The organism is Caulobacter sp. FV1ye6ST, from assembly GCF_058681225.1.
Genome location: NZ_CM178733.1, coordinates 3,809,553 through 3,828,047, shown reverse-complemented (window position 1 = coordinate 3,828,047; position 18,495 = coordinate 3,809,553). Strand labels below are relative to the sequence as shown.

The following is an 18,495-nucleotide window of genomic DNA, read 5'->3' as shown; positions in this document are numbered from 1 at the left end:
AGACACCTTCATTCTTACTGGAGTCGATAGTGGCGAAGACGGCTTTGATCACCGGTGTTACCGGACAGGACGGGGCGTATCTCGCCAAGCTGCTTCTGGAGAAGGGCTATACCGTCCACGGCATGCTGCGCCGCTCGGCCTCGGCGGATGTGATCGGCGACCGCCTCCGCTGGATCGGCGTCTATGACGATGTCCGGCTGGAGCTCGGCGACCTGCTGGATTCCGGCGGCCTGTCGCGCCTGATGCGCCGTCTGCAGCCTGACGAGGTCTATAATCTGGCCGCTCAGAGCTTCGTCGGCGCCTCCTGGGACCAGCCGAATCTGACGGGTCAGGTCACGGGCATCGGGACCACCAACATGCTGGAAGCCGTGCGGCTGGAATGCCCGCAGGCCCGCTTCTACCAAGCCTCGTCGTCGGAGATGTACGGCTTGGTGCAGCATCCGGTGCAGTCGGAAAAGACGCCATTCTATCCGCGTTCGCCCTATGCCGTGGCCAAGATGTACGCCCACTGGATGACGGTGAACTACCGCGAGAGCTTCGGCCTCCACGCCTCGGCCGGCATCCTGTTCAACCATGAGAGCCCGCTGCGCGGCATCGAGTTCGTGACCCGCAAGGTCACCGACGCCGTGGCGGCCATCAAGCTGGGCCAGCAGAAGACGGTCGAACTGGGCAACCTGGACGCCAAGCGCGACTGGGGCCATGCCCAGGACTATGTCGAAGCCATGTGGCTGATGCTGCAGCAAGAGACGCCGGACGACTATGTGGTCGCCACGGGCAAGACCTGGACGGTCCGCGAGATGTGCGAGGTGGCCTTCGCCACCGTCGGCCTGAACTACCAGGACCACGTCACGATCAATCCGAAGTTCTTGCGTCCCGCCGAGGTCGAACTGCTGCTGGGCGATCCGGCCAAGGCCAAGGCGACGCTGGGCTGGGAGCCCAAGATCACCATGCAGGAGCTGATCGCCGAGATGGTCGAGGCCGACATCGCCCGTCGGTCCAGGAACTGATGAGCCTAACCCTCGCCATCGGGGGCGTCGTCATCATCGGCGGCGGCGGCCACGCCAAGGTGGTCATCGAAAGCCTGCGCGCTTCGGGGAAGACCGTGGCGGTGATCGTCGACGCCGATCCGACGCCGCGCGAGGTGCTCGGCGTTCCTGTGGTCGGCGACGACTTGAAGCTAGCGGAGCTGCGAGAGCAGGGGTTCTCCGAACTCTTCGTAGCGCTGGGCTCCAACCGCCTGCGCCAGAAGCTGGGCGACAAGGCTCGCGCCCTGGGCTTCACCCTGGTCAACGCCATCCACCCTTCGGCCGTCATCTCGCCGTCCGCGCGGATCGGCGAGGGCGTGGCGGTGATGGCGGGCGTGACGATCAACGCCGACAGCCGGATCGGCGATCTGGCCATCATCAATACGGGCGCGGTCGTCGACCATGACTGCGACCTTGGCGCGGCCTGCCATGTGGGTCCCGCCTCGGCCCTGGCCGGCGGCGTGATCGTCGGCGAGCGGGCCTTCCTCGGCGTCGGCGCGCGCGCGATCCCCGGCGTGAGCATCGGGGCCGACACGATCCTGGGCGCCGGCGGCGTCGTGGTGCGTGACCTTCCGGACGCGGTCGTGGCGATCGGCGTGCCGGCTCGGATCAAAGGAGAGCGTTCTTGAGCGACCAGCCGCGGATTTCCGTCGCCCAGCCCAGCCTGGACGGCAACGAGCGTGACTACGTCATGGAGTGCATGGACTCGACGTGGATCTCGTCGGCCGGCCGCTTCATCACCGACTTCGAGCAGGCCTTCGCCGACTTTTGCGGCGTCAAGCACGCGATCACCTGCAACAACGGCACGACGGCGCTGCACCTGGCCCTTGTCGCCATGGGCATCGGTCCGGGCGATGAGGTGATCATCCCCAGCCTGACCTACATCGCCTCGTGCAATGCGGTGACCTATTGCGGCGGCACGGTTGTGCTGGTCGACAACGACCCCCGCACCTTCAACGTCGATCCCGCGGCGATCGAGTCCAAGATCACCCCGCGCACCAAGGCGATCATGCCGGTCCACTTGTACGGCCAGGTCGCCGACATGGACCCGATCCTGGAGATCGCCAGGAAGCACAACCTGATGGTCATCGAGGACGCGGCCGAGGCCGTGGGCGCGACCTACAAGGGCAAGATGTCCGGCTCGCTGGGCGATTGCGCGACCTTCAGCTTCTTCGGCAACAAGATCATCACCACCGGCGAAGGCGGGATGATCACCACGAACGACGACGAACTGGCCCGGGTGATGCGCCTCTATCGCGGCCAGGGCATGGATCTGAACCGCCGCTACTGGTTCCCGGTGGTCGGCTTCAACTACCGCATGACCAACATTCAGGCCGCCATCGGCCTGGCCCAGTTGGAGCGGGTAGAGCACCATTTGGCCGCCCGGGAGCGCGTCGTGGCCTGGTATGAGGGGAAGCTGGCGCGCCTGGGCAACCGGGTGATCAAGCCGTATGTCGCCGACACCGGCCGTCACGTGTTCTGGATGTACACCGTGCGGCTGGGCGAGGGCCTCACGACCACGCGCGACGAGGTGATCCAGAAGCTGGACGCCCTGGGCGTCGAGAGCCGTCCGGTGTTCCACCCGATGCACACCATGCCGCCCTACGCCCATCTGGCGACCGGCGATCTGGCCCAGGCCGAGGCCTGCGGCGCCGACGGCCTGAACCTGCCGACCCACGCGGGTCTCTCAGAAGCGGATATCGACCGTGTCGTGGCCGCCCTGGATCAGGTGCTGGTCTAGGCCATGCGCATCGTCCTGCTGTCCTCGATCGTTCCGTTCATCAACGGGGGGGCGCGCTTCATCGTCGAATGGCTGGAGGAGAAGCTCCTCGAGGCCGGCCACGAGGTCGAGCGGTTCTATCTGCCGTTCGTCGACGATCCGAACGAGATTCTGCACCAGATCGCCACCTGGCGGCTGATGGACCTGACGCAATGGTGCGACCGGGTGATCTGCTTCCGGCCTCCGGCCTATGTGGTGGATCATCCGAACAAGGTGCTGTGGTTCATCCACCACATCCGCACCTTCTACGACCTGTGGGACACGCCCTATCGCGGCATGCCCGACGATGCTCATCACCGCGCCATCCGCGACAACCTGCGGGCTCTCGACACGCGGGCGATCTCGGAGGCGCGGGCGGTGTTCACCAACTCCCAAGTGGTGGCCGACCGCCTGAAGACGTTCAACGGCCTGGACGCCACGCCGCTGTACCCGCCGATCTACCAGCCCGAGCGCTTCACCCATACGGGCTATGGTGACGAGATCGTCGCCATCTCGCGTCTAGAGCCGCACAAGCGCCAGGCCCTGATGATCGAGGCGATGCAGCACGTGAAGACCGGCGTGAAGCTGCGTCTGGCCGGCACGGCGTCGAGCGCTGACTATGGCCGTAAGCTGGTCCAGATGACCAAGGACCTGGGCGTCCAGGATCGCGTCATCCTCGAGGACCGCTGGATCAGCGAGGACGAGAAGGCCGAAATGCTGAAGGCGGCGCTGGCTATCGCCTACCTGCCCAAGGACGAGGACAGCTACGGCTACCCGTCGCTGGAAGGCGCCCACGCGCGCAAGCCGATCATCACGACGACCGATTCCGGCGGCGTTCTGGAGCTGGTCGAGCATGGCCGCAACGGCCTGATCAGCGAGCCGGACCCGCGGGCCCTGGCCGAGCAGTTCGACCGCCTGCACGCCGACAAGCAGGGCGTCGCCAATATGGGGACCGCCTCGCTGAACCGCCTGGCCGAGATGAAGATCGACTGGAGCACCGTCGTGGATCGGCTGACCGCATGAAGGTTCTCCCATGAAAGTGCTGGTCGTCAACAACGCCGCTCCCTTCCAGCGCGGCGGGGCCGAGGAACTGGCCGACCATCTGGTCCGCCGCCTGAACGCCACGCCCGGCGTGCAGTCCGAGCTGGTGCGCGTGCCGTTCACCTGGGAACCCGCCGAGCGCCTGATCGAGGAGATGCTGATCTCCAAGGGCATGCGGCTTTACAATGTCGACCGCGTGATCGGCCTGAAGTTCCCGGCCTATCTGATCCCGCACCAGGACAAGGTGCTGTGGCTGCTGCACCAGTTCCGCCAGGCCTATGACCTGTCCGAAGCCGGCCAGAGCCACCTCGACTTCGACGACGCGGGCAGGGCGGTGAAGGCGGCGATCCGCGAGGCCGACAATGCCTGCTTCGCGCAATGCCGGAAGATTTTCTGCAATTCGCCGGTCACCCAGAACCGTCTGACCAGGTTCAACGGCGTGTCGAGCGAGGTTCTGTACCCGCCGCTGAACGACGGCGAGCTGTTTACCGGCGGCGACTACGGCGACTACATCTTCGCCGGCGGCCGGGTGGCGGCGGGCAAGCGCCAGCATCTGCTGATCGAGGCCCTGGCCCTGCTGCCGAACGGTCCGCGCCTGGTCATCGCCGGTCCGCCGGAGAACCAGGCCTATGCCGATCGCCTGACCAAGCTGGTCGAGGACCTGGACCTGAAGGCTCGCGTCGATCTGCGCTTCGGCTTCCACCCACGCGCCGATATCGCACGGTGGGCCAACGACGCCCTGGCCTGCGCCTACCTGCCCTTCGACGAGGACAGCGTCGGCTACGTCACGATGGAGGCCTTCGCTTCAGGCAAGGCCGTCCTGACCGTCACCGACTCCGGCGGCCTGCTGGAGATCGTCAGCGAAGCCACGGGCGCGGTCGCCGAACCGACGCCTCAGGCCCTGGCGCAGGCGCTTGATCGCATGACGTCGGACAAGGTTCGGGCTAAGTCTCTGGGGAGCGCCGCGCGCGATCTCTGGCGCGCCAAGAATGTCACATGGGAGGAGACGGTCCGCCGTCTTCTTGATTAAGCCACAAATTTTGGGTTGAAGGCCGGGTTACGGTGAGTTTCGCCCAAGTCTAGGAAACGCGAGTGCTGTCGAAAGTCCTGTCCGTTCGTTCGTCCGTCATTGCCCTGGCCCTCGCCCTGGCCTTGAGCGGTCGCGCCGAGCTCGCCCACGCCGAGACCCTGGCCGACGCGATCACCGCCGCCTATCAGAGCAATCCGAACATCCAGGCTCAGCGCGCCGCCATGCGCGCCTTGGACGAGAACTACACCCAGGCGCGCGCGGCCTACGGCCTGCAGGCCAGCGCCTCGGTGTCGGAGAACTATACCCGGCAGAAGTTCGCGCGGTTGCCGAGCGACACCGCCAATGACGCGGCGGCCCAGACCAACCAGCTCTCGGTCAGCCAGGCCCTCTATACGAACGGTCGCTATGCGGCGCGTCTCGGCGGCATCGAAGCCCAGATCAAGTCTTCGCGCGAGAGCCTGCGTCGCCTGGAGATGGATCTGCTGGTCCGGGTGACCAGCGCCTACGTGTCGGTCCATCGCGACCGCGAGGTCCTCCGCATCAGCAGCGGCGCCGAGTCCTGGCTGGCCAAGCAGTTGCAGGACACTCAGGACAAGTATTCGGTGCGCCAGGTCACCCTGACCGACGTCGAGCAGGCCAAGGCCCGTCTCGCGGCCGCCAGCACCCAGGTCGCGAACGCCCAGGCCCAGTTGAACGTCAGCGTCGCCAACTACGCGTCGCTGGTAGGACGCGTGCCCGAGCAGCTGGAGCCGGAGCCCGACATCGACGGCCTGCCCTCCACCCTGGACGAAGCGTTCGATACCGCCGAAAAGAACAATCCGTCGCTGATGTCCGCGCTCTACACCGAGGAGGCTTCGCGATTGGGCGTCGCCGAAGCCCGCGCGCAACGGCTGTTCTCGGTCAGCGCGCGCGCCGATTACACGAATGGCCCGGGCGGCTCATTGAGCGTTGGCCCTTCCCTTCGCACCGACACCCTCACCGCGGGCATCACCCTGACCCAGCCGCTGTTCAGCAGTGGCCAGCTGAATTCCGCCGTTCGCCAGTCGCTGGAGGAGAACAACCGCGACAAGCTGCTGATCGAGGATGCGCGCCGCAACATGGTGCTCAGCGTTTCGCAGTATTGGGACAACCTGGTCGCCGCGCGGAGGACCCTGGTGACGATCGAGGCCGAGATGAAGGCCGACACGGTCGCCTTCTACGGTGTCCGCGAGGAAGAGCGTTTCGCCCTGCGCAGCACGATCGAGGTGCTGAACGCCCAGGCCGAACTGCTGAACGCTCAGCTGAACTTCGTGCGCAGCCGCGCGATCGAATATACCGGCCGCGTTCAGTTGTTGGCCCAGCTCGGCACGCTCGAGGTCGGCGACCTGGCGCCGGGCGTCCAGTCGTACGATCCGAAGCGGAACTTCAAGAAGGTTCGGTACAAGGGCATGCTGCCGACCGAGCTGATCATCCGGACGCTCGATCACGTCTCTCTGCCGATGGCGGCGAAGAAGCCCAAGGCTGGCGATACGACGCCGATCCGGCCGCCGGCCTCCGATCTGCCGGCCACGCCGATCTCGGCCGACAAGGTGAAGTCGCCGGAGTCGATCAACGACCTGAAGTCCCTGAGCGACGACGCGCCGGTCGCGACCGCGCCCAAGGGCTAGGCGGGCGGCAAGAGCCGGGCGGTCATCGCCAGCCAGGCGTCGCGGTCGAACGAGACATGGCGGTTGCGCGCCGTCGCGGCGGCGAGCTCTGAGCGCCAGGCGTTGTCACGGAGCATGCGCGCCAGCTTTTCGGCCGCGTCGGCCTCGTCGGCGTCGGCCCAGCGCCCCGTGCGATAGATCGCGCCGTCGCCCTCGACCGGGATCAGTTCGAAGTCGACCAGGCGGCTGGAGGCCGGGTCCATGAACTCGACGTTGGCCGACCAGCCGGTCGCCAGGGTCGGCTTGCCCAGCCAGATGGCCTCGGCCAGCAGCAGGCCGTAGCCCTCGGACCTGTGCAAGGACAGCACGATGTCGCTGCTGCGCGTCAGCATCGCCATGTCTCGCGCCGACAGGTTTTCGGTCATCAGCCGGATCGAAGGATCGTCGGCGACCTCTCGCCGCAACGCTTCGAAGGTCTCGGCGTAGAGATCCGCGCCGACCACCTTGCAAACCAGCAGGGCGGGCCTTTTCGCCGCCTGGACGGCCGCCTGGAAGGCTCTCAATGCGCCTTGCGGGTTCTTGCGCTGAGCGGTCGAGCGCAGGTCAAAGGCCATGAGCACCACGACACGGTCGGTCGGCAGGCCAAAGCGGACGCGGTCGGCCAGTGGGCGCGGGTTCAGATAGAGGGGGTAGGGGACGGGCGTGACCTTGATGCGCGGCGGGGCGATCTTGCGGATGGCGTTCGCGGCGAAGGCCGAGGGCGTCCAGACCTCGTCGACCAGATCGAAGGCGGGGATCCAGTCTCGCGGCGCGTCTTCCAGCTCCCAAGCCCAGTAGCCGATGTGACGGCGGCCTTCGAGCGGGCGGCCTTCGGTGTCGCGAGCCCAGCGCAGCAGCTCGGGCGGATTGATGTGCGAGATGACCACGCCCGTCTCGCCATCCGTCGGCGGGGGGAAGGCGGCGGGCAGCTCAATCGGGAAACCGACCTGGGCCGACAAGTCCACGGTCCGGGTCGGCAGTCCGGCGTCGGCGAACCCCCGCGCCAGCATGCGGGCGCCTTCGCCCAGTCCATGGACGGCGCCATGGAAGCCGACGATGGTTACGGGCAGTGTCGCGGGCAGGTCGCGTCTGCGCGCGCGTCGTCGCGCGCGCGCCTGGGCGCGGCGCTCGGCGGCGGCTTCCATTTCCTTGTTGATCACCTCGGTCGCGGCCCGTGTCAGAGCGCCGGGCGCCTGCACCGTCGTATGGGCCGCGTGGCGTAGCGGGGCCGGAAGGTTTCGCCAAAGCGCGAGCAGGTGGGATTTCATGGGCAACGGCGAAAGGACGGTCCGCGAAAGATCAGGCCGCGAAACCTATACCGCGTCGCTCGCATGCGAGACCACAAAGAGCGCCATGGCGACGCCGTTCCTGGAATTCACGCGCTATGCGGGAGTCGGGCGTTCTCGGATCAGCGATCGGCCATCCGCTCCGGCGAGAAACCGCAACGGGCTTCGCCTGATCGGGGAATGATCGTTAAATTTTCGCTCGGTTTCGGGTGTAATCGATGTTCAGAAAAGCGTAGTGCGTGGATGTTCTTTAGCGGGAGGTGGGAAATAGAGTTTATTAGTTTCGGTTTGGACTGCCGCCTTAAGAATTTATGCTATTTCAGGTAACTCTATAAAACGAAAAGTCGGATTTCTTTCGTCGGTTGGCTGGGCTTTTTGCCCGATATTACCAGCCGTCCGGCAGGAAACTCAGTCTCGCCTTACAATATCGTAAGTTGCGTACCGAATTCACAACGAAATGTCAGATTCCCGCCGCAGGGCGGTTGCGAAGCCGCCCAGGTTAAGGTAAGAATGTCTTGTCTACCCACAAGACTTCCCATTAGCCCCGCCGGTGACCGATTCGCCGGCGGGGCTTATTGCATCTGGGCTGCCGATTGAGGAGCCTAGCTGAGGTCTCTGGAGGCGCAGCCAGGAGAACGCCGCGCGCGCGTCGGCGTTCCTCCAGCCCAGCTTGCCGAACGCGATCGTCCTAAATTCGGTCTTCCGGCGGCGTGCCGTTCTGTCGCGCCAGATGCGGGCCGTGGACGACCGGCTGACGTTCCAGGATCTGGCGGACCTTGCGGACGGCCATCGAGGCGCTGCTGCGGCGCTGGCGCCAGAGCAGCAGCAGCATGGCCCCCAGAGTGGCGACCAGGAACGGCAAGGGGCCAAGCAGCCAGACCGCCGCCGCCAAGGCGAAGTAGTAGGCCCGGACGCCGGCGTTGAACGCCGACAGCGCCGGATTGAGAATGCCGCCGGCGGCCTCGGCGTATTCGGCTAGCACGGTGGCTGGGGCCCACATCGGCGCGGCCCCGATCGCGGCCAGGCAGTAGTTCATTTGGCGGATCGACCAGATGAAGTCGAGCAGGCCGCGCGCCAGGGCCACCAGCACCAGGCCCAGCTTGATCTGGAACATCACGGGCGTGGTCTTGGCCAGCACGGCGAGGCCCTCGACGCTCTTCCAGGCGTTGTCGCCGCCGAACAGCACCCCGGCCGCGGCGGCGATCAGGATCAGGTTCGAGGAGGCGAAGAAACTGGCCGAGTTGATCGCGTGGCCCAGCAACTGGCCGTCCAGCAGCGCGATCTCGCGCACCGCCATCTCCTGCATCCACCGCCGGCGGATGACGGTCATGTCGGTGTTCAGCACCCCGCCGCCCGCGCCCAGGGTTTTGAGCATGGGCTCGTACAACAGCCAGCAGAACGCGAAGACCGCGACGGAGAAGAGGTCGAACAGTTGAGACGGCGACATGATCTAAGCCTAGACGGACGCGGGGAGTCGGAAAACCAGGTTCAGTCCTCGTGGATCAGACTGTTGCGCATCGTGTCCTTCAGAAGGACCGAGCAGACGAGGCCCACGGTCATCACCGCGGCGACGTAGAGGTAGAAGGTGCTCTCGAGCTTTTCGTGCTTGAAGGCCAGGGCGACCATCTCGGCCGTGCCGCCGAACAGGACGTTGGCCAGAGCGTAGGGCAGGGCGACGCCCAGGGCGCGGATCTCGGCCGGGAACATCTCGGCCTTCACCACGGCGCTGATCGAGGTGTAGCAGGACTGGAAGGCCATGCCGGCCAGGATCAGCAGCAGCGCGCTCGTCACAGAGGTGGCGTGGCTGATGCCGGTCATGATCGGCCAGATGGTCAGGGCCCCGCCGCCAAAGGCCAGGATCAGCATCGGCTTGCGGCCGATCCTGTCGGACAGCCAGCCGGCCAGGGGCTGGGCCAGCATGAAGCCGATCAGGCTGAGCGCGCTAATCTCCGAGGCCTGGCCCTTGCTGAAGCCCGCCGTGTTAACGAGGAACTTCTGCATGTAGGTGGTGTAGACATAGAAGGTCAGCGAGCCGCCGGCCGTCAGGCCCATGATCAGCAGGCTCTCGCGCGGATGGCGGCGAACCAGCGGTACGATCAGCGACACGAAGAACAGCACCAGGAACAGCGCGCCCAGATACTGGCCGGGCTTGGCCAGCGGGCCGGTGGTGACGCCCATGACGCCGGCGATCACCGTCAAAACCAGGAAGGCGGCGGCGCTGGCCACCTGGCCGCGTGACAGGGTCTCGCGCTGGGCGGGGCGCTTGAAAGCGATGCTCTCTTCCAGGCCTCGGCGGATCCAGAAGACGATAACGGCCAGCAGGGCGCCGATGATGAATGGGACACGCCATCCCCAGGCCTTCAGCTCGGCCTCGCCCAGGATCCGCTGCAGCACGATCAGCACGCCCAGCGCGATCAGCTGCCCGGCGATTAGGGTCACATAGTGGAAACTGGACCAGAAGCCGCGACGGGCCTTGCCGGCCATCTCGCTCATATAGGTGGCGCTGGCCCCATACTCGCCGCCGACCGACAGGCCTTGCAGCACGCGGGCCAGCAGCAGGATGGCGGGGGCCCACAGGCCGATGGTCTTGAAGTCAGGGGTGATGGCGATGATCAGGGCGCCGCCGCACATCAGCGCCACCGAGGCCGACAGGGCCGCGCGACGGCCGGCGTGGTCGGCGTACATCCCCATCAGCCAGGCGCCGATCGGGCGCGCGACAAAGCCCAGGAAAAAGACCGCCGCCGCCTGCAGCAGCTGTACGGTCTGATCGCCCTTGGGAAAGAAGGCGGGCGCGAAATAGAGCGTGAAGGCGGCGTAGGCGAACCAGTCGTACCATTCGACCAGGTTACCGGCCGAGCCGCCCAATATGGCCTTGGCGCGGGCCACCGGCGACAGGCGCGATTCGGAAGCCGCGTCGGCGGTCGCCGTCATGTGAACTCCCCTCCCGTTCGGGAGGGGAGCTTAAGCGAACATCGTTCCGGAGCAAGGACTTGCTGTCCACGCCTCCGGAACGGGACGCTAGATGCGGCCGAGCAGAACGAGGATGATCAGGATGATCAGGATCAGGCCGAGGCCGCCGGAGGGGAAGTAGCCCCACGAGCGGCTGTGGCCCCAGGTCGGCAGCGCGCCGATGAGGGCCAGGATCAGGATGATGATGAGGATCGTGCCGAGCATGGTCCGAGGTTCCCTCCAATCCGCGTCAGCCACCGTGGCGACGCTAGGTCAGGACTTCGGAATTCGCGGTGCCGCTTGTCGGTTCCGCTTTGTCTGCTTCCGATCTAGGCCGGGGTGTCCTCGGCCTTGCGCAGGCGGATGGCCCACAGCGCCCCGATCACCGCGCCCTTGACGCGCGGCAGCAGCAGCAGGGTCAGCGCCGCCAAGGGGATCAGGGTCAGGGGCGCGACGATCAAGGGCGAGGCCTCCCAGATCCACCGGAAGAACAGCAGCGGCGCCACGATCAGGTGGCCGACCAGCAGGATCGTGAAATAGGCCGGGCCGTCATCGGCCGGATAGCTGCCCAGTTCGTGGCCGCAGGCCTCGCACACCGGCTCGACCTTCAGATAGGCGCGGTACAGCCGGCCCTCGCCGCAGTTGGGGCAGCGATGCCTTACGCCGCGCGCGAGGCCGACGAGCATGGGCGGTGCGGAGGTGCTGAACTCTGACATGCCGTTCATATGCGCTTTCGGATCCGGCGGGAAAAGGGCGACCAGCCGTCGCACGGCGACGATATGTCCAGGCTTGGCGTAAGATCTTGTAGATTTTTGAAGGACGTAGAACCCAGCGCATCGTGAATCTATTTCGATCAAGCAATGCAAACGGTATCGCCTCTGGCCGCGCCACTGGGCGTGGTCGATGGCGGTTATTTCAAAAGCCGCCGTCTCTTCCTGACCGGAGGTGACGGGAACAGTTGTCGGGCGCCGGCGTTGATCGCCTGGATTGCACAAGAGGCGCGCCATGGCTCCAGAACGCCCCACCGAACACGAGACCGGCCAGGAGACGCCGCCACGAAAGGGCGACGGCGCCTCCAAGGCCGAACATGCCGTCCGTCACGCGCCGGACAGCGCCGTCGCGCCGCATGAGAAGCGGACGATCGGCGCCGAGACCTCGCGCGAGGAAGATGCTTAGCGGGTTAGGTGGTGTGGACTCTTAGGATTCCCATTGAACTAGGCTTGTGATTCAAAGCTGTCTTTTGGAGGCAGCCTTGGGTGTGATGGATCGCCTTGTCTTGGACGACGCGGCATGGGCGCGGATTGAGCCGCTGATCATTGGCCGTCCGGATCAGAAGGGCTCGACAGGCCGCGACAACCGGATGTTTGTCGAGGCCGTGCTCTGGCTGGTCCGGACGGGCTCGCCCTGGCGCGACCTGCCCGAAGTGTTCGGCGACTGGAACAGCGTCTTCCGGCGTTTCAGTCGATGGAGCGCCAAGGGGGTGTGGTGGCGGATCTTCGCGGCGATGTCGGACGATCCAGACTTTGAATACCTGATTGTGGATTCCACCATCGTTCGCGCCCACCAGCATGCGGCGGGGGCAAAAAAAGGGGGTCTGAAGATCAGGCCATTGGTCGTTCGCGCGGTGGCCTGAGCACCAAGATCCACATGGCCGTCCGAGGCCTGGGCTGCCCGGTCAACTTCACCCTCACCGCCGGACAGAAGGGCGACGCGCCCCAGGCCGGCCCGTTGATCCAGGATCTCCCCGCCAAGGTCGTCATGGCTGACACCGCCTACGACGCCGACCACCTGCGCCAGGCCATCGCCGACAAGGGCGCTATCGCCGTCATTCCCAACAATCCGTCCCGCGCCCGCAAGTATGCGCTGGACAAGGCCCTCTACGCCCAGCGCCACCTCGTTGAGTGCTGTTTCTCCAAGCTCAAGCAGTTCCGCAGGGTCGCCACTCGCTTCGAGAAGACCGCCAGGAACTACCTCGCCGTCGTCACCCTCGCCGCCATCGTCCTATGGCTGCGGTAAGTGTCCACAGAACCTAGGGCTTGGGGCGGGTTAGTGCTTGGCGTCGCGGGCGGCGCCGGCGACGGCCTTGCCGGCCGACGAGACGTCGCGACCGGCGCCTTCGATGGTGTTGCAGGCCGAGACCAGCAGGGCCGCCGCGGCGGCGGCGAGAACGACGAACTTACGCATAGATCAGAGCTCCAGCTTGGAAGGCGGCGGACCTTAACCGTGGGCCGCGTCGAGCTTCAAGAGCCCGGCGCGGCTTAAGGATCAGCGCACCCGGCGGACCGAGCTGTAGCGGTCGTTCTGCTTCTTCGGCAGGCTGGCCATATCGTAGTCGTAGCGCCAGCACTTGCCCTGATAGTAGGCGTGCTCGCAGAACTCCCACGATCCGCGCGAGATGCGCATGGACGAGACGCGGTCGTTGAAGCCGATGCGGCCCAGGTCCGGCATGTCGCCGCGCAGCGGGCGGGCCTCGCCGCGGAAGCCGTCGTGCTCGAACAGCACGACTTCGCCGCCGGGACCCCAGCGGCCGTCACGGCGATCGTCGCGACGGTCGCCGGGACCCCAGCGGCCGTCACGGCGATCGTCGCGACGGTCATCACGTCTGTCATCACGTCTGTCGTCACGACGGTCATAGCGATCGTCGCGGCCCTGGTAGCGGTCCTGGGCCACGGCGCCGGTGGCCACCAGGGCGATGGCCCCGCAAGCGATCAGGAAAGCGATCTTGCGCATATTGGCGAGCTCCTAGCGGACGCGACGGATCGAGCTGATCGCGTCGTTCCATTCACGGGGCAGGATGGCCTGGTCGGCGTCGAGGCGGCTGCAGCGGCCCTGATAGTTGGCGTGTTCGCAGATCTCCCAACGGCCGCCGGCGCGACCGATCTGGATCGACGAGGCCTTGTCGTTGAACTTCACGGCGCCGAGGTCGGGCATGTCGCCGTTCACCTCGAAGGCGCGGCCTTGGTAATTGGGGTCCTCGAACAGCACGACGCCGTCGCGGGAACCGCCGCCACCACCGGGGCGACCGCCGCCGCCGTTGTTCCAGCCGCCGCCATTATTGCCGCCCCAACCGCCGCCGCCTTGACCCGGACCGTTGAAGCCCGCGCATTGCAGGCGACCGTCGCGGTTCTCGAGACCCTGGCCGCCGCAGTCGCGCGCGCGGGCGCTGGTCCACTCCCAACCGCCGCGGCTGCTCTGGCACCGGGCCCAGACCTGGCCGTTGAAGGCCGTGATCTCGCGGCACGACTGAGTGTAGGAGCCACGCGGCGGATCGTCGTAGCGACCGTTCCAGTTCGGCGCCTGGGCCGAGGCGGCGCTGGCCGCCAGGGAGGCGGAAAGGGCGATGACGGAAAGGGCCGTCAGGCCGAGGGTCTTGCGCATGTCTGTTTCCCCACGAAAGCTTCGTTGTCGGCACCTAGCCGTTCCCCAACTGAACGGCGCCTGAACGGTCTAGCTGTGAAAGTTAACGATCGATCGGGCGATAGTCGACCTTGACGTGTCCTTTCAACTGCTCCTCGGTGAACCAGACCGGCTTGGTCTTCATGGCCACGAACAGCGGCGTCTGGTCGGCATAGTGGGGCGAGGCGGCGTCCAGGGTGGCCGAGCCGAACTGGTGGATGCTCTCCGAGCGCAGCGTCCCGGCTTTGTCCCAGGTGACGAACATGATGAAGGTGTCGCCGCCGTCCGCCGTCGTCGTGCCGTCCTTCTCGGGCTTGCCCCAAACCGAGCGATAGGTGTCCGCCGCGCCATCAATCGGCAGGTTCACGGTTCCCCGGCGGATGCGATTGACCTGACCCCACTCGGGATCCAGGCGGCCGAAGTGGGTCTTCAGCTGCTTGATCGCCGCCTGGAGGCTGGCCAGCGGCGTCGGGGCCGGATCGCCGTTCGAGCGGGCGAACAGGATCGGTTGGCTCATCAGCGCCGCCAGGGCCGCGCCACGATCGTGCACGTCGGCCTTCTTGTCCCAGGCGCGCAGGATCGCCTGGGCCTTGGCGAGGTCGGCGTCGCCCTTGGGATCGATCGCGATGACCTCGCGGACCATCTCCATCACCGACGAGCGGTCACTGAAGGCCACGTCGAACTTGTGTGCGCGGAAGCTGGCGTCGGTGATCGCGTGGTCGGTCCCGAAGGTCTCAAGCGCCCGCCAGGCGCGGTTGGTCATGTTGGTCTGCAGGCCCATCGAGGCGGGGAAGGCCTCGGGCTTGAGGTTGTCGGCCGCCTCGCTGGCCTGGAACGGACTGTTGTTCGAGTTGAACACCAGGCCCGATTTCGGATTCCACAGCTGCGGGATCTGATCCACCGGGCGATAGCCTCGCCAGATCAGGTCCGAGCGGTCGCCCGGCAGGATGCCCTTCCAATCGGCCTCGACGGTGCGGTTCGGATACTGGCCGTTGTGGACGAAGCCGATGTTTCCGGCCTTGTCGGCATAGACGTAGTTCAGGCTGGGGATGGCGTGGGTGGCGATGGCGGCGCGCCATTCCTCGACGGTGCGGGCGCGGTTCAGTCGCCAGTACTGCAGCGGCTGGCGCCACTCGCCCATGCCGGCGTAGCGGATGGCGAAGACGCCGTGATCGGTCTCCAGCACCGGTCCGTGCGCCGAGCGCAGCACGGCCTTCTTCACCGGCAGAACGATGGGGCCCAGCAGCTTCACGCGCAGGGTGACGTAGCGCTTGTCGAAGTCCTTCCACTGGCCGTCCAGCCGGTACTGGTTCCTATTCGCGGGGTTGATGGTCAGGCGGTAGATGTCCACCAGGTCGGGCTTGGAGACCGTATTGGCCCAGCCCAGATTGGCGTTGTGGCCGTGCAGCATGAAGGGCGCGCCGGGGAAGAAGCCGCCGGCCACGTGCCAGCCTTCGCCGCTCTCGACCACCGCCTCGTACCAGGCGACGGGGCCGGTATAGGGCTGGTGTGAGTTCACGAGCAGGCGCGTGGCGCCGTCGGCGCCGCGGGCGGGCGCGGTCGCCAGGCCATTGGAGCCCTTGGCCGGCGGGGGCGGCGCGCCGGGTGATGTCAGGTGCTTCAGCTCGCCGTCCAGGCCGTAGAAGAACGGCTGCTTGAAGACGAAGCCGGCCTCGATGTCGTGGCCGGTCAGGGGCAGCAGGCCCGCCTTGACCTTCTCCGGATGCTTGGCGGCATAGACGCTGACCCCGTCGGCATAGGCTTCCATGATCCTGCGCAGCTCAGCCGGCAGCTCGCCATAGTGCGCGTTGGTGGTCGGCCAGACGTCGAGCAGGGCGGTGACATAGTCGGTCGGCGCGGCGGCCTTGCCCTTGTCGCGGGCCAGCACGCCGCGGGTGGCCAGCACCACGTCCTGCAGGGTGGCGAAGTCGTCCTCGCTCTGGGCGTAGCCGAGGCCGAAGGCGGCGTCGGCGTCGGTCTTGCCCAGCACGTGCGGCACGCCCCAGTCGTCGCGGCGGATACGGACGTCATAGGCCTTGGCCTTGGCCAGCAGGGTCTGACGGGCAGGGGCCTTGGGCAGGCTGGCCTGGTCGATGACGATCAGCGTCGCCGCCGCCAGCACCACAAGCGCCAACAAGGCGCCGATCCCGCGCAGGATCCACTTCATCCGAGCCTCCCCAGCCCATTATTCGTTACCGACGATCATGCGGGGCGCGCTTGGTCGTGCCTAGAGCCGGTTTCGACGAAAGCTGGCTGAAACGTCGCGATAACGTCGTTCGCCATCCCTAACTGGGCTGCTAGGTTCAGTTTAAGCAAAGAGGGAGGCGGCTCATGGCTCGCAAGCACTTGGTTTCGGTACTCGCCGGCGTTCTGGCTTTCGGGGCGCTCAGCGTCGGCGGCGGCGCGTTCGCCCAGGTCCCGGCCAACATCACCAAGGCCCTGGCCGATCCGACGCGTCCGGCCGCTGACGCGGCCCGCGACGCCGCTCGCCATCCGGGCGAGGTGCTGGCCCTGGCCGGCGTCAAGCCGGGCGACACGGTGATCGACTACATCATGGGTGGCGGCTACTTCACCCGCATCCTGTCGGCCGCCGTCGGTCCCAAGGGCGTGGTCTATGCCTATCAGCCGGCCGAGTTCATCCAGTTCAAGGCCAAGTATGGCGAGGACCAGAAGGCGGTCGCGGCGGCGCTCTCGAACGTCAAGCCGTTGAACGGTCCGATGACCGCGCTGGACCTGCCGGACGGCGCCGACGTGGCGATCACCGTCCAGAACTATCACGACCAGCACCTGAAGTCGTTCCCGGCCGACACGGCCGCCAAGGCCAATGCCGAGATCTTCAAGTCGTTGAAGCCGGGCGGCGTCTTCCTGGTCATCGACCACGCCGCCAGCGCCGGCTCGGGGATTAGCGGCGCCGACAGCCTGCACCGTATCGACATCGCCGCCGTGAAGACCGAGGTCGAGGCGGCGGGTTTCAAGCTGGAAGCCGAGAGCCCGCTGCTGGCGAGCAAGGAGGATCCGCATACGGCGAGCGTGTTCGACCCCAGCATTCGCGGGAAGACGGATCAGTTCATCCTGAAGTTCCGCAAGCCGAAGTGATTCAAATACTTGTCATCCCGGACAGCCTCTACGAGGCTTCCGGGATGACGAGTTTTGGTTCGGGTAGAAGGGCTATTTTGCCCGCGCTTCCGCGCCCATGAACACCACCTTGGCGCCCTTGTTGACGGCCGAGCCCAGCTCGGCCGCGTCCCAGTTGGTCAGGCGCACGCAGCCATGCGAGGCGCGCTTGTTGACCAGCTTCGGATCGGGCGTGCCGTGGATGCCGTAGGTGTCCTTGGTCAGGTCGATCCAGGTGGAGCCCACAGGGTTGTTTGGCCCGGCCTTGATGGTCAGCTTGCCCTTGGGCTTGCCGAAGGTCAGGCGCGACGGGTCGTAGGTGTAGGTCGGGTTGGGCGCCAGGGTGCGCACGGCCCATTCGCCGGACGGAGCGGGACGCTCGGTGCTGCCGACCGTGGCCGGATAGGTCGCCAGCAGGGCGCCGTCCTTGTCGAAGGCGCGGACCTGGCCAAGGGCCTTGTCGATCTCGATGCGGTCGACCTTGCGATCCAGGGTGTCGGCGCCGGCCGCCGTCACCACGATCGTCGTCCCCGCGACGCCGAAGTCGACACCGGGATTCAGCGCCCGCAGCAACGCCTCGTCCATGTGGAACCGCTCTGCCAGCATCTCGAGCGGGGTCATGTAGTCGAGCGCCGGCAGCTTGGCCATTGCCTCGTAGTCGTCCGTGGGGATTGGCGGCGAGAACGGGCCGGCTTCGTCCTGGGCGGTGATCGTATAGTCGACCAGCACCGGCCCGGCGTCGCCGGCGGTCAGGGTTTCGACCAACGCTGGCGTGATCGCGCCGTCGGCCGCTTGGCTCCGCGAGGTCTGGAAGGCCTTGATCGCCAGGGTCAGGTTCGTGCCGTCCCGACCATCGATGACGCCCGGCGAGAAGTGGGCGCGGTCCAGCAGGGTCTGGATGCGGATCAGCAGGTTGCGGTGCGCCTCGGGATCCGTGGCGGCTGGATCGAAGGTGGCCGCGTTGATCGTCTGGGCCAGCGGCGAGCTGGCCGCGGCGGCCGGCGGGGCGGCGACGACCGGGGGCTGGGCGGGCGCGGACTTCTGGACCGTCTTGGCCGGCGCGGGCTTGGCCGGTGGCTTGTCGTCGCAGGCCGACAGGGCCAACACGGCGATCAGGGCGAAACGGGAAACCAGGACGGTCATATAGACTCCAGCGGGCCAACAGGCGGGAACGACTCACCGTGCTCAAGCCTTGAGCCATGGCGAAGTTCCACGAGGCGCGAGGCCAGAT

19 protein-coding genes are annotated in these 18,495 nt (G+C 66.5%); 9 read left to right on the top strand and 10 right to left on the bottom strand.

Annotated features, from left to right (window positions below):
- Positions 1-29 precede the first annotated feature (29 nt).
- The 6 genes from gmd to ACW175_RS18315 all read left to right on the top strand — a co-directional run bounded on the left by gmd (position 30) and on the right by ACW175_RS18315 (position 6,501).
- The gene (gene gmd / locus ACW175_RS18340) at positions 30-1,007 is read left to right on the top strand and encodes a GDP-mannose 4,6-dehydratase (protein WP_492101423.1); all 978 of its coding nucleotides are present in this window, start codon (positions 30-32) and stop codon (positions 1,005-1,007) included.
- Positions 1,007-1,654, top strand: coding sequence for an acetyltransferase (locus tag ACW175_RS18335; protein ID WP_492101422.1), 648 nt, complete (start codon positions 1,007-1,009; stop codon positions 1,652-1,654). Before gmd ends, ACW175_RS18335 begins: the two co-directional genes overlap by 1 nt.
- Positions 1,651-2,766: a DegT/DnrJ/EryC1/StrS family aminotransferase gene (locus ACW175_RS18330; RefSeq protein ID WP_492101421.1), complete on the top strand. Its 1,116-nt coding sequence runs from the start codon at positions 1,651-1,653 to the stop codon at positions 2,764-2,766. The genes ACW175_RS18335 and ACW175_RS18330 overlap by 4 nt, the downstream gene beginning before the upstream one ends.
- 3 nt (positions 2,767-2,769) lie before the next feature.
- Positions 2,770-3,807, top strand: a complete 1,038-nt coding sequence (locus ACW175_RS18325; RefSeq protein WP_492101420.1) for a glycosyltransferase family 4 protein — start codon at positions 2,770-2,772, stop codon at positions 3,805-3,807.
- A 10-nt stretch (positions 3,808-3,817) separates the two neighbouring features.
- A complete protein-coding gene (locus ACW175_RS18320; protein ID WP_492101419.1) occupies positions 3,818-4,855 on the top strand; it encodes a glycosyltransferase family 4 protein in 1,038 nt (345 codons plus the stop codon).
- Between the two features lie 62 nt (positions 4,856-4,917).
- Positions 4,918-6,501 carry a TolC family outer membrane protein gene (locus tag ACW175_RS18315; RefSeq protein ID WP_492101418.1) on the top strand — a complete coding sequence of 528 codons (1,584 nt, stop codon included), beginning with the start codon at positions 4,918-4,920 and terminating at the stop codon, positions 6,499-6,501.
- Here the strand turns inward: ACW175_RS18315 and ACW175_RS18310 are convergent.
- The 5 genes from ACW175_RS18310 to ACW175_RS18290 form a co-directional block, all read right to left on the bottom strand.
- Positions 6,498-7,787: a glycosyltransferase family protein gene (locus ACW175_RS18310; RefSeq protein ID WP_492101417.1), complete on the bottom strand. Its 1,290-nt coding sequence runs from the start codon at positions 7,785-7,787 to the stop codon at positions 6,498-6,500. The two genes, ACW175_RS18315 and ACW175_RS18310, sit on opposite strands and share 4 nt — an antisense overlap.
- Positions 7,788-8,493: 706 nt before the next feature.
- Positions 8,494-9,252 carry a DUF599 domain-containing protein gene (locus ACW175_RS18305; RefSeq protein ID WP_492101416.1) on the bottom strand — a complete coding sequence of 253 codons (759 nt, stop codon included), beginning with the start codon at positions 9,250-9,252 and terminating at the stop codon, positions 8,494-8,496.
- A 41-nt stretch (positions 9,253-9,293) separates the two neighbouring features.
- Positions 9,294-10,736 (bottom strand): MFS transporter, encoded by a 1,443-nt coding sequence (locus tag ACW175_RS18300; protein WP_492101415.1) that lies wholly within the window; start codon positions 10,734-10,736, stop codon positions 9,294-9,296.
- 87 nt (positions 10,737-10,823) lie between these two features.
- Positions 10,824-10,979 (bottom strand): DUF3309 family protein, encoded by a 156-nt coding sequence (locus tag ACW175_RS18295; protein ID WP_099580360.1) that lies wholly within the window; start codon positions 10,977-10,979, stop codon positions 10,824-10,826.
- Positions 10,980-11,083: 104 nt separating this feature from the next.
- Positions 11,084-11,479: a DUF983 domain-containing protein gene (locus ACW175_RS18290; protein WP_492101414.1), complete on the bottom strand. Its 396-nt coding sequence runs from the start codon at positions 11,477-11,479 to the stop codon at positions 11,084-11,086.
- Between the two features lie 280 nt (positions 11,480-11,759).
- On the opposite strand from ACW175_RS18290, the gene ACW175_RS18285 reads away from it, so the two are divergent.
- Positions 11,760-11,930: a hypothetical protein gene (locus ACW175_RS18285; protein ID WP_492101413.1), complete on the top strand. Its 171-nt coding sequence runs from the start codon at positions 11,760-11,762 to the stop codon at positions 11,928-11,930.
- A 76-nt stretch (positions 11,931-12,006) separates the two neighbouring features.
- A protein-coding gene (locus ACW175_RS18280; RefSeq protein ID WP_492101412.1) for an IS5 family transposase occupies positions 12,007-12,770 on the top strand; the annotation gives its coding sequence in 2 pieces (ribosomal slippage) (positions 12,007-12,342 and positions 12,345-12,770; 762 coding nt in all).
- A gap of 30 nt (positions 12,771-12,800) precedes the next feature.
- On the opposite strand, the gene ACW175_RS18275 is transcribed toward ACW175_RS18280, so the two are convergent.
- From ACW175_RS18275 to ACW175_RS18260, 4 genes are all read right to left on the bottom strand, one after another.
- Entirely contained in the window at positions 12,801-12,938 is a 138-nt protein-coding gene (locus tag ACW175_RS18275; RefSeq protein ID WP_099580356.1) for an entericidin A/B family lipoprotein, read from the bottom strand.
- 81 nt (positions 12,939-13,019) lie between these two features.
- Positions 13,020-13,484, bottom strand: a complete 465-nt coding sequence (locus ACW175_RS18270) for a beta/gamma crystallin-related protein (protein WP_492101411.1) — start codon at positions 13,482-13,484, stop codon at positions 13,020-13,022.
- A gap of 12 nt (positions 13,485-13,496) precedes the next feature.
- Positions 13,497-14,132, bottom strand: coding sequence for a beta/gamma-crystallin (locus tag ACW175_RS18265; RefSeq protein ID WP_492101410.1), 636 nt, complete (start codon positions 14,130-14,132; stop codon positions 13,497-13,499).
- A gap of 82 nt (positions 14,133-14,214) precedes the next feature.
- Positions 14,215-16,317: an acylase gene (locus tag ACW175_RS18260; protein ID WP_492101409.1), complete on the bottom strand. Its 2,103-nt coding sequence runs from the start codon at positions 16,315-16,317 to the stop codon at positions 14,215-14,217.
- Between the two features lie 164 nt (positions 16,318-16,481).
- Between ACW175_RS18260 and ACW175_RS18255 the strand changes: the two genes are divergently transcribed.
- A complete protein-coding gene (locus tag ACW175_RS18255; protein WP_492101408.1) occupies positions 16,482-17,246 on the top strand; it encodes a class I SAM-dependent methyltransferase in 765 nt (254 codons plus the stop codon).
- A gap of 72 nt (positions 17,247-17,318) precedes the next feature.
- Here the strand turns inward: ACW175_RS18255 and ACW175_RS18250 are convergent, their stop codons facing one another.
- Positions 17,319-18,407, bottom strand: coding sequence for a L,D-transpeptidase family protein (locus ACW175_RS18250; protein ID WP_492101407.1), 1,089 nt, complete (start codon positions 18,405-18,407; stop codon positions 17,319-17,321).
- Positions 18,408-18,495 lie beyond the last annotated feature (88 nt).

Bases quoted from the DNA above. Each gene is read 5' to 3' on its own strand.
- ACW175_RS18260 (WP_492101409.1), bottom strand. From the start codon at position 16,317: ATGAAGTGGATCCTGCGCGGGATCGGCGCCTTGTTGGCGCTTGTGGTG.
- ACW175_RS18325 (WP_492101420.1), top strand. From the start codon at position 2,770: ATGCGCATCGTCCTGCTGTCCTCGATCGTTCCGTTCATCAACGGGGGG.
- ACW175_RS18270 (WP_492101411.1), bottom strand. From the start codon at position 13,484: ATGCGCAAGATCGCTTTCCTGATCGCTTGCGGGGCCATCGCCCTGGTG.
- ACW175_RS18305 (WP_492101416.1), bottom strand. From the start codon at position 9,252: ATGTCGCCGTCTCAACTGTTCGACCTCTTCTCCGTCGCGGTCTTCGCG.
- ACW175_RS18265 (WP_492101410.1), bottom strand. From the start codon at position 14,132: ATGCGCAAGACCCTCGGCCTGACGGCCCTTTCCGTCATCGCCCTTTCC.
- ACW175_RS18335 (WP_492101422.1), top strand. From the start codon at position 1,007: ATGAGCCTAACCCTCGCCATCGGGGGCGTCGTCATCATCGGCGGCGGC.
- ACW175_RS18275 (WP_099580356.1), bottom strand. From the start codon at position 12,938: ATGCGTAAGTTCGTCGTTCTCGCCGCCGCCGCGGCGGCCCTGCTGGTC.
- ACW175_RS18300 (WP_492101415.1), bottom strand. From the start codon at position 10,736: ATGACGGCGACCGCCGACGCGGCTTCCGAATCGCGCCTGTCGCCGGTG.
- ACW175_RS18310 (WP_492101417.1), bottom strand. From the start codon at position 7,787: ATGAAATCCCACCTGCTCGCGCTTTGGCGAAACCTTCCGGCCCCGCTA.
- ACW175_RS18255 (WP_492101408.1), top strand. From the start codon at position 16,482: ATGGCTCGCAAGCACTTGGTTTCGGTACTCGCCGGCGTTCTGGCTTTC.
- ACW175_RS18290 (WP_492101414.1), bottom strand. From the start codon at position 11,479: ATGAACGGCATGTCAGAGTTCAGCACCTCCGCACCGCCCATGCTCGTC.
- ACW175_RS18250 (WP_492101407.1), bottom strand. From the start codon at position 18,407: ATGACCGTCCTGGTTTCCCGTTTCGCCCTGATCGCCGTGTTGGCCCTG.
- ACW175_RS18320 (WP_492101419.1), top strand. From the start codon at position 3,818: ATGAAAGTGCTGGTCGTCAACAACGCCGCTCCCTTCCAGCGCGGCGGG.
- ACW175_RS18295 (WP_099580360.1), bottom strand. From the start codon at position 10,979: ATGCTCGGCACGATCCTCATCATCATCCTGATCCTGGCCCTCATCGGC.
- ACW175_RS18285 (WP_492101413.1), top strand. From the start codon at position 11,760: ATGGCTCCAGAACGCCCCACCGAACACGAGACCGGCCAGGAGACGCCG.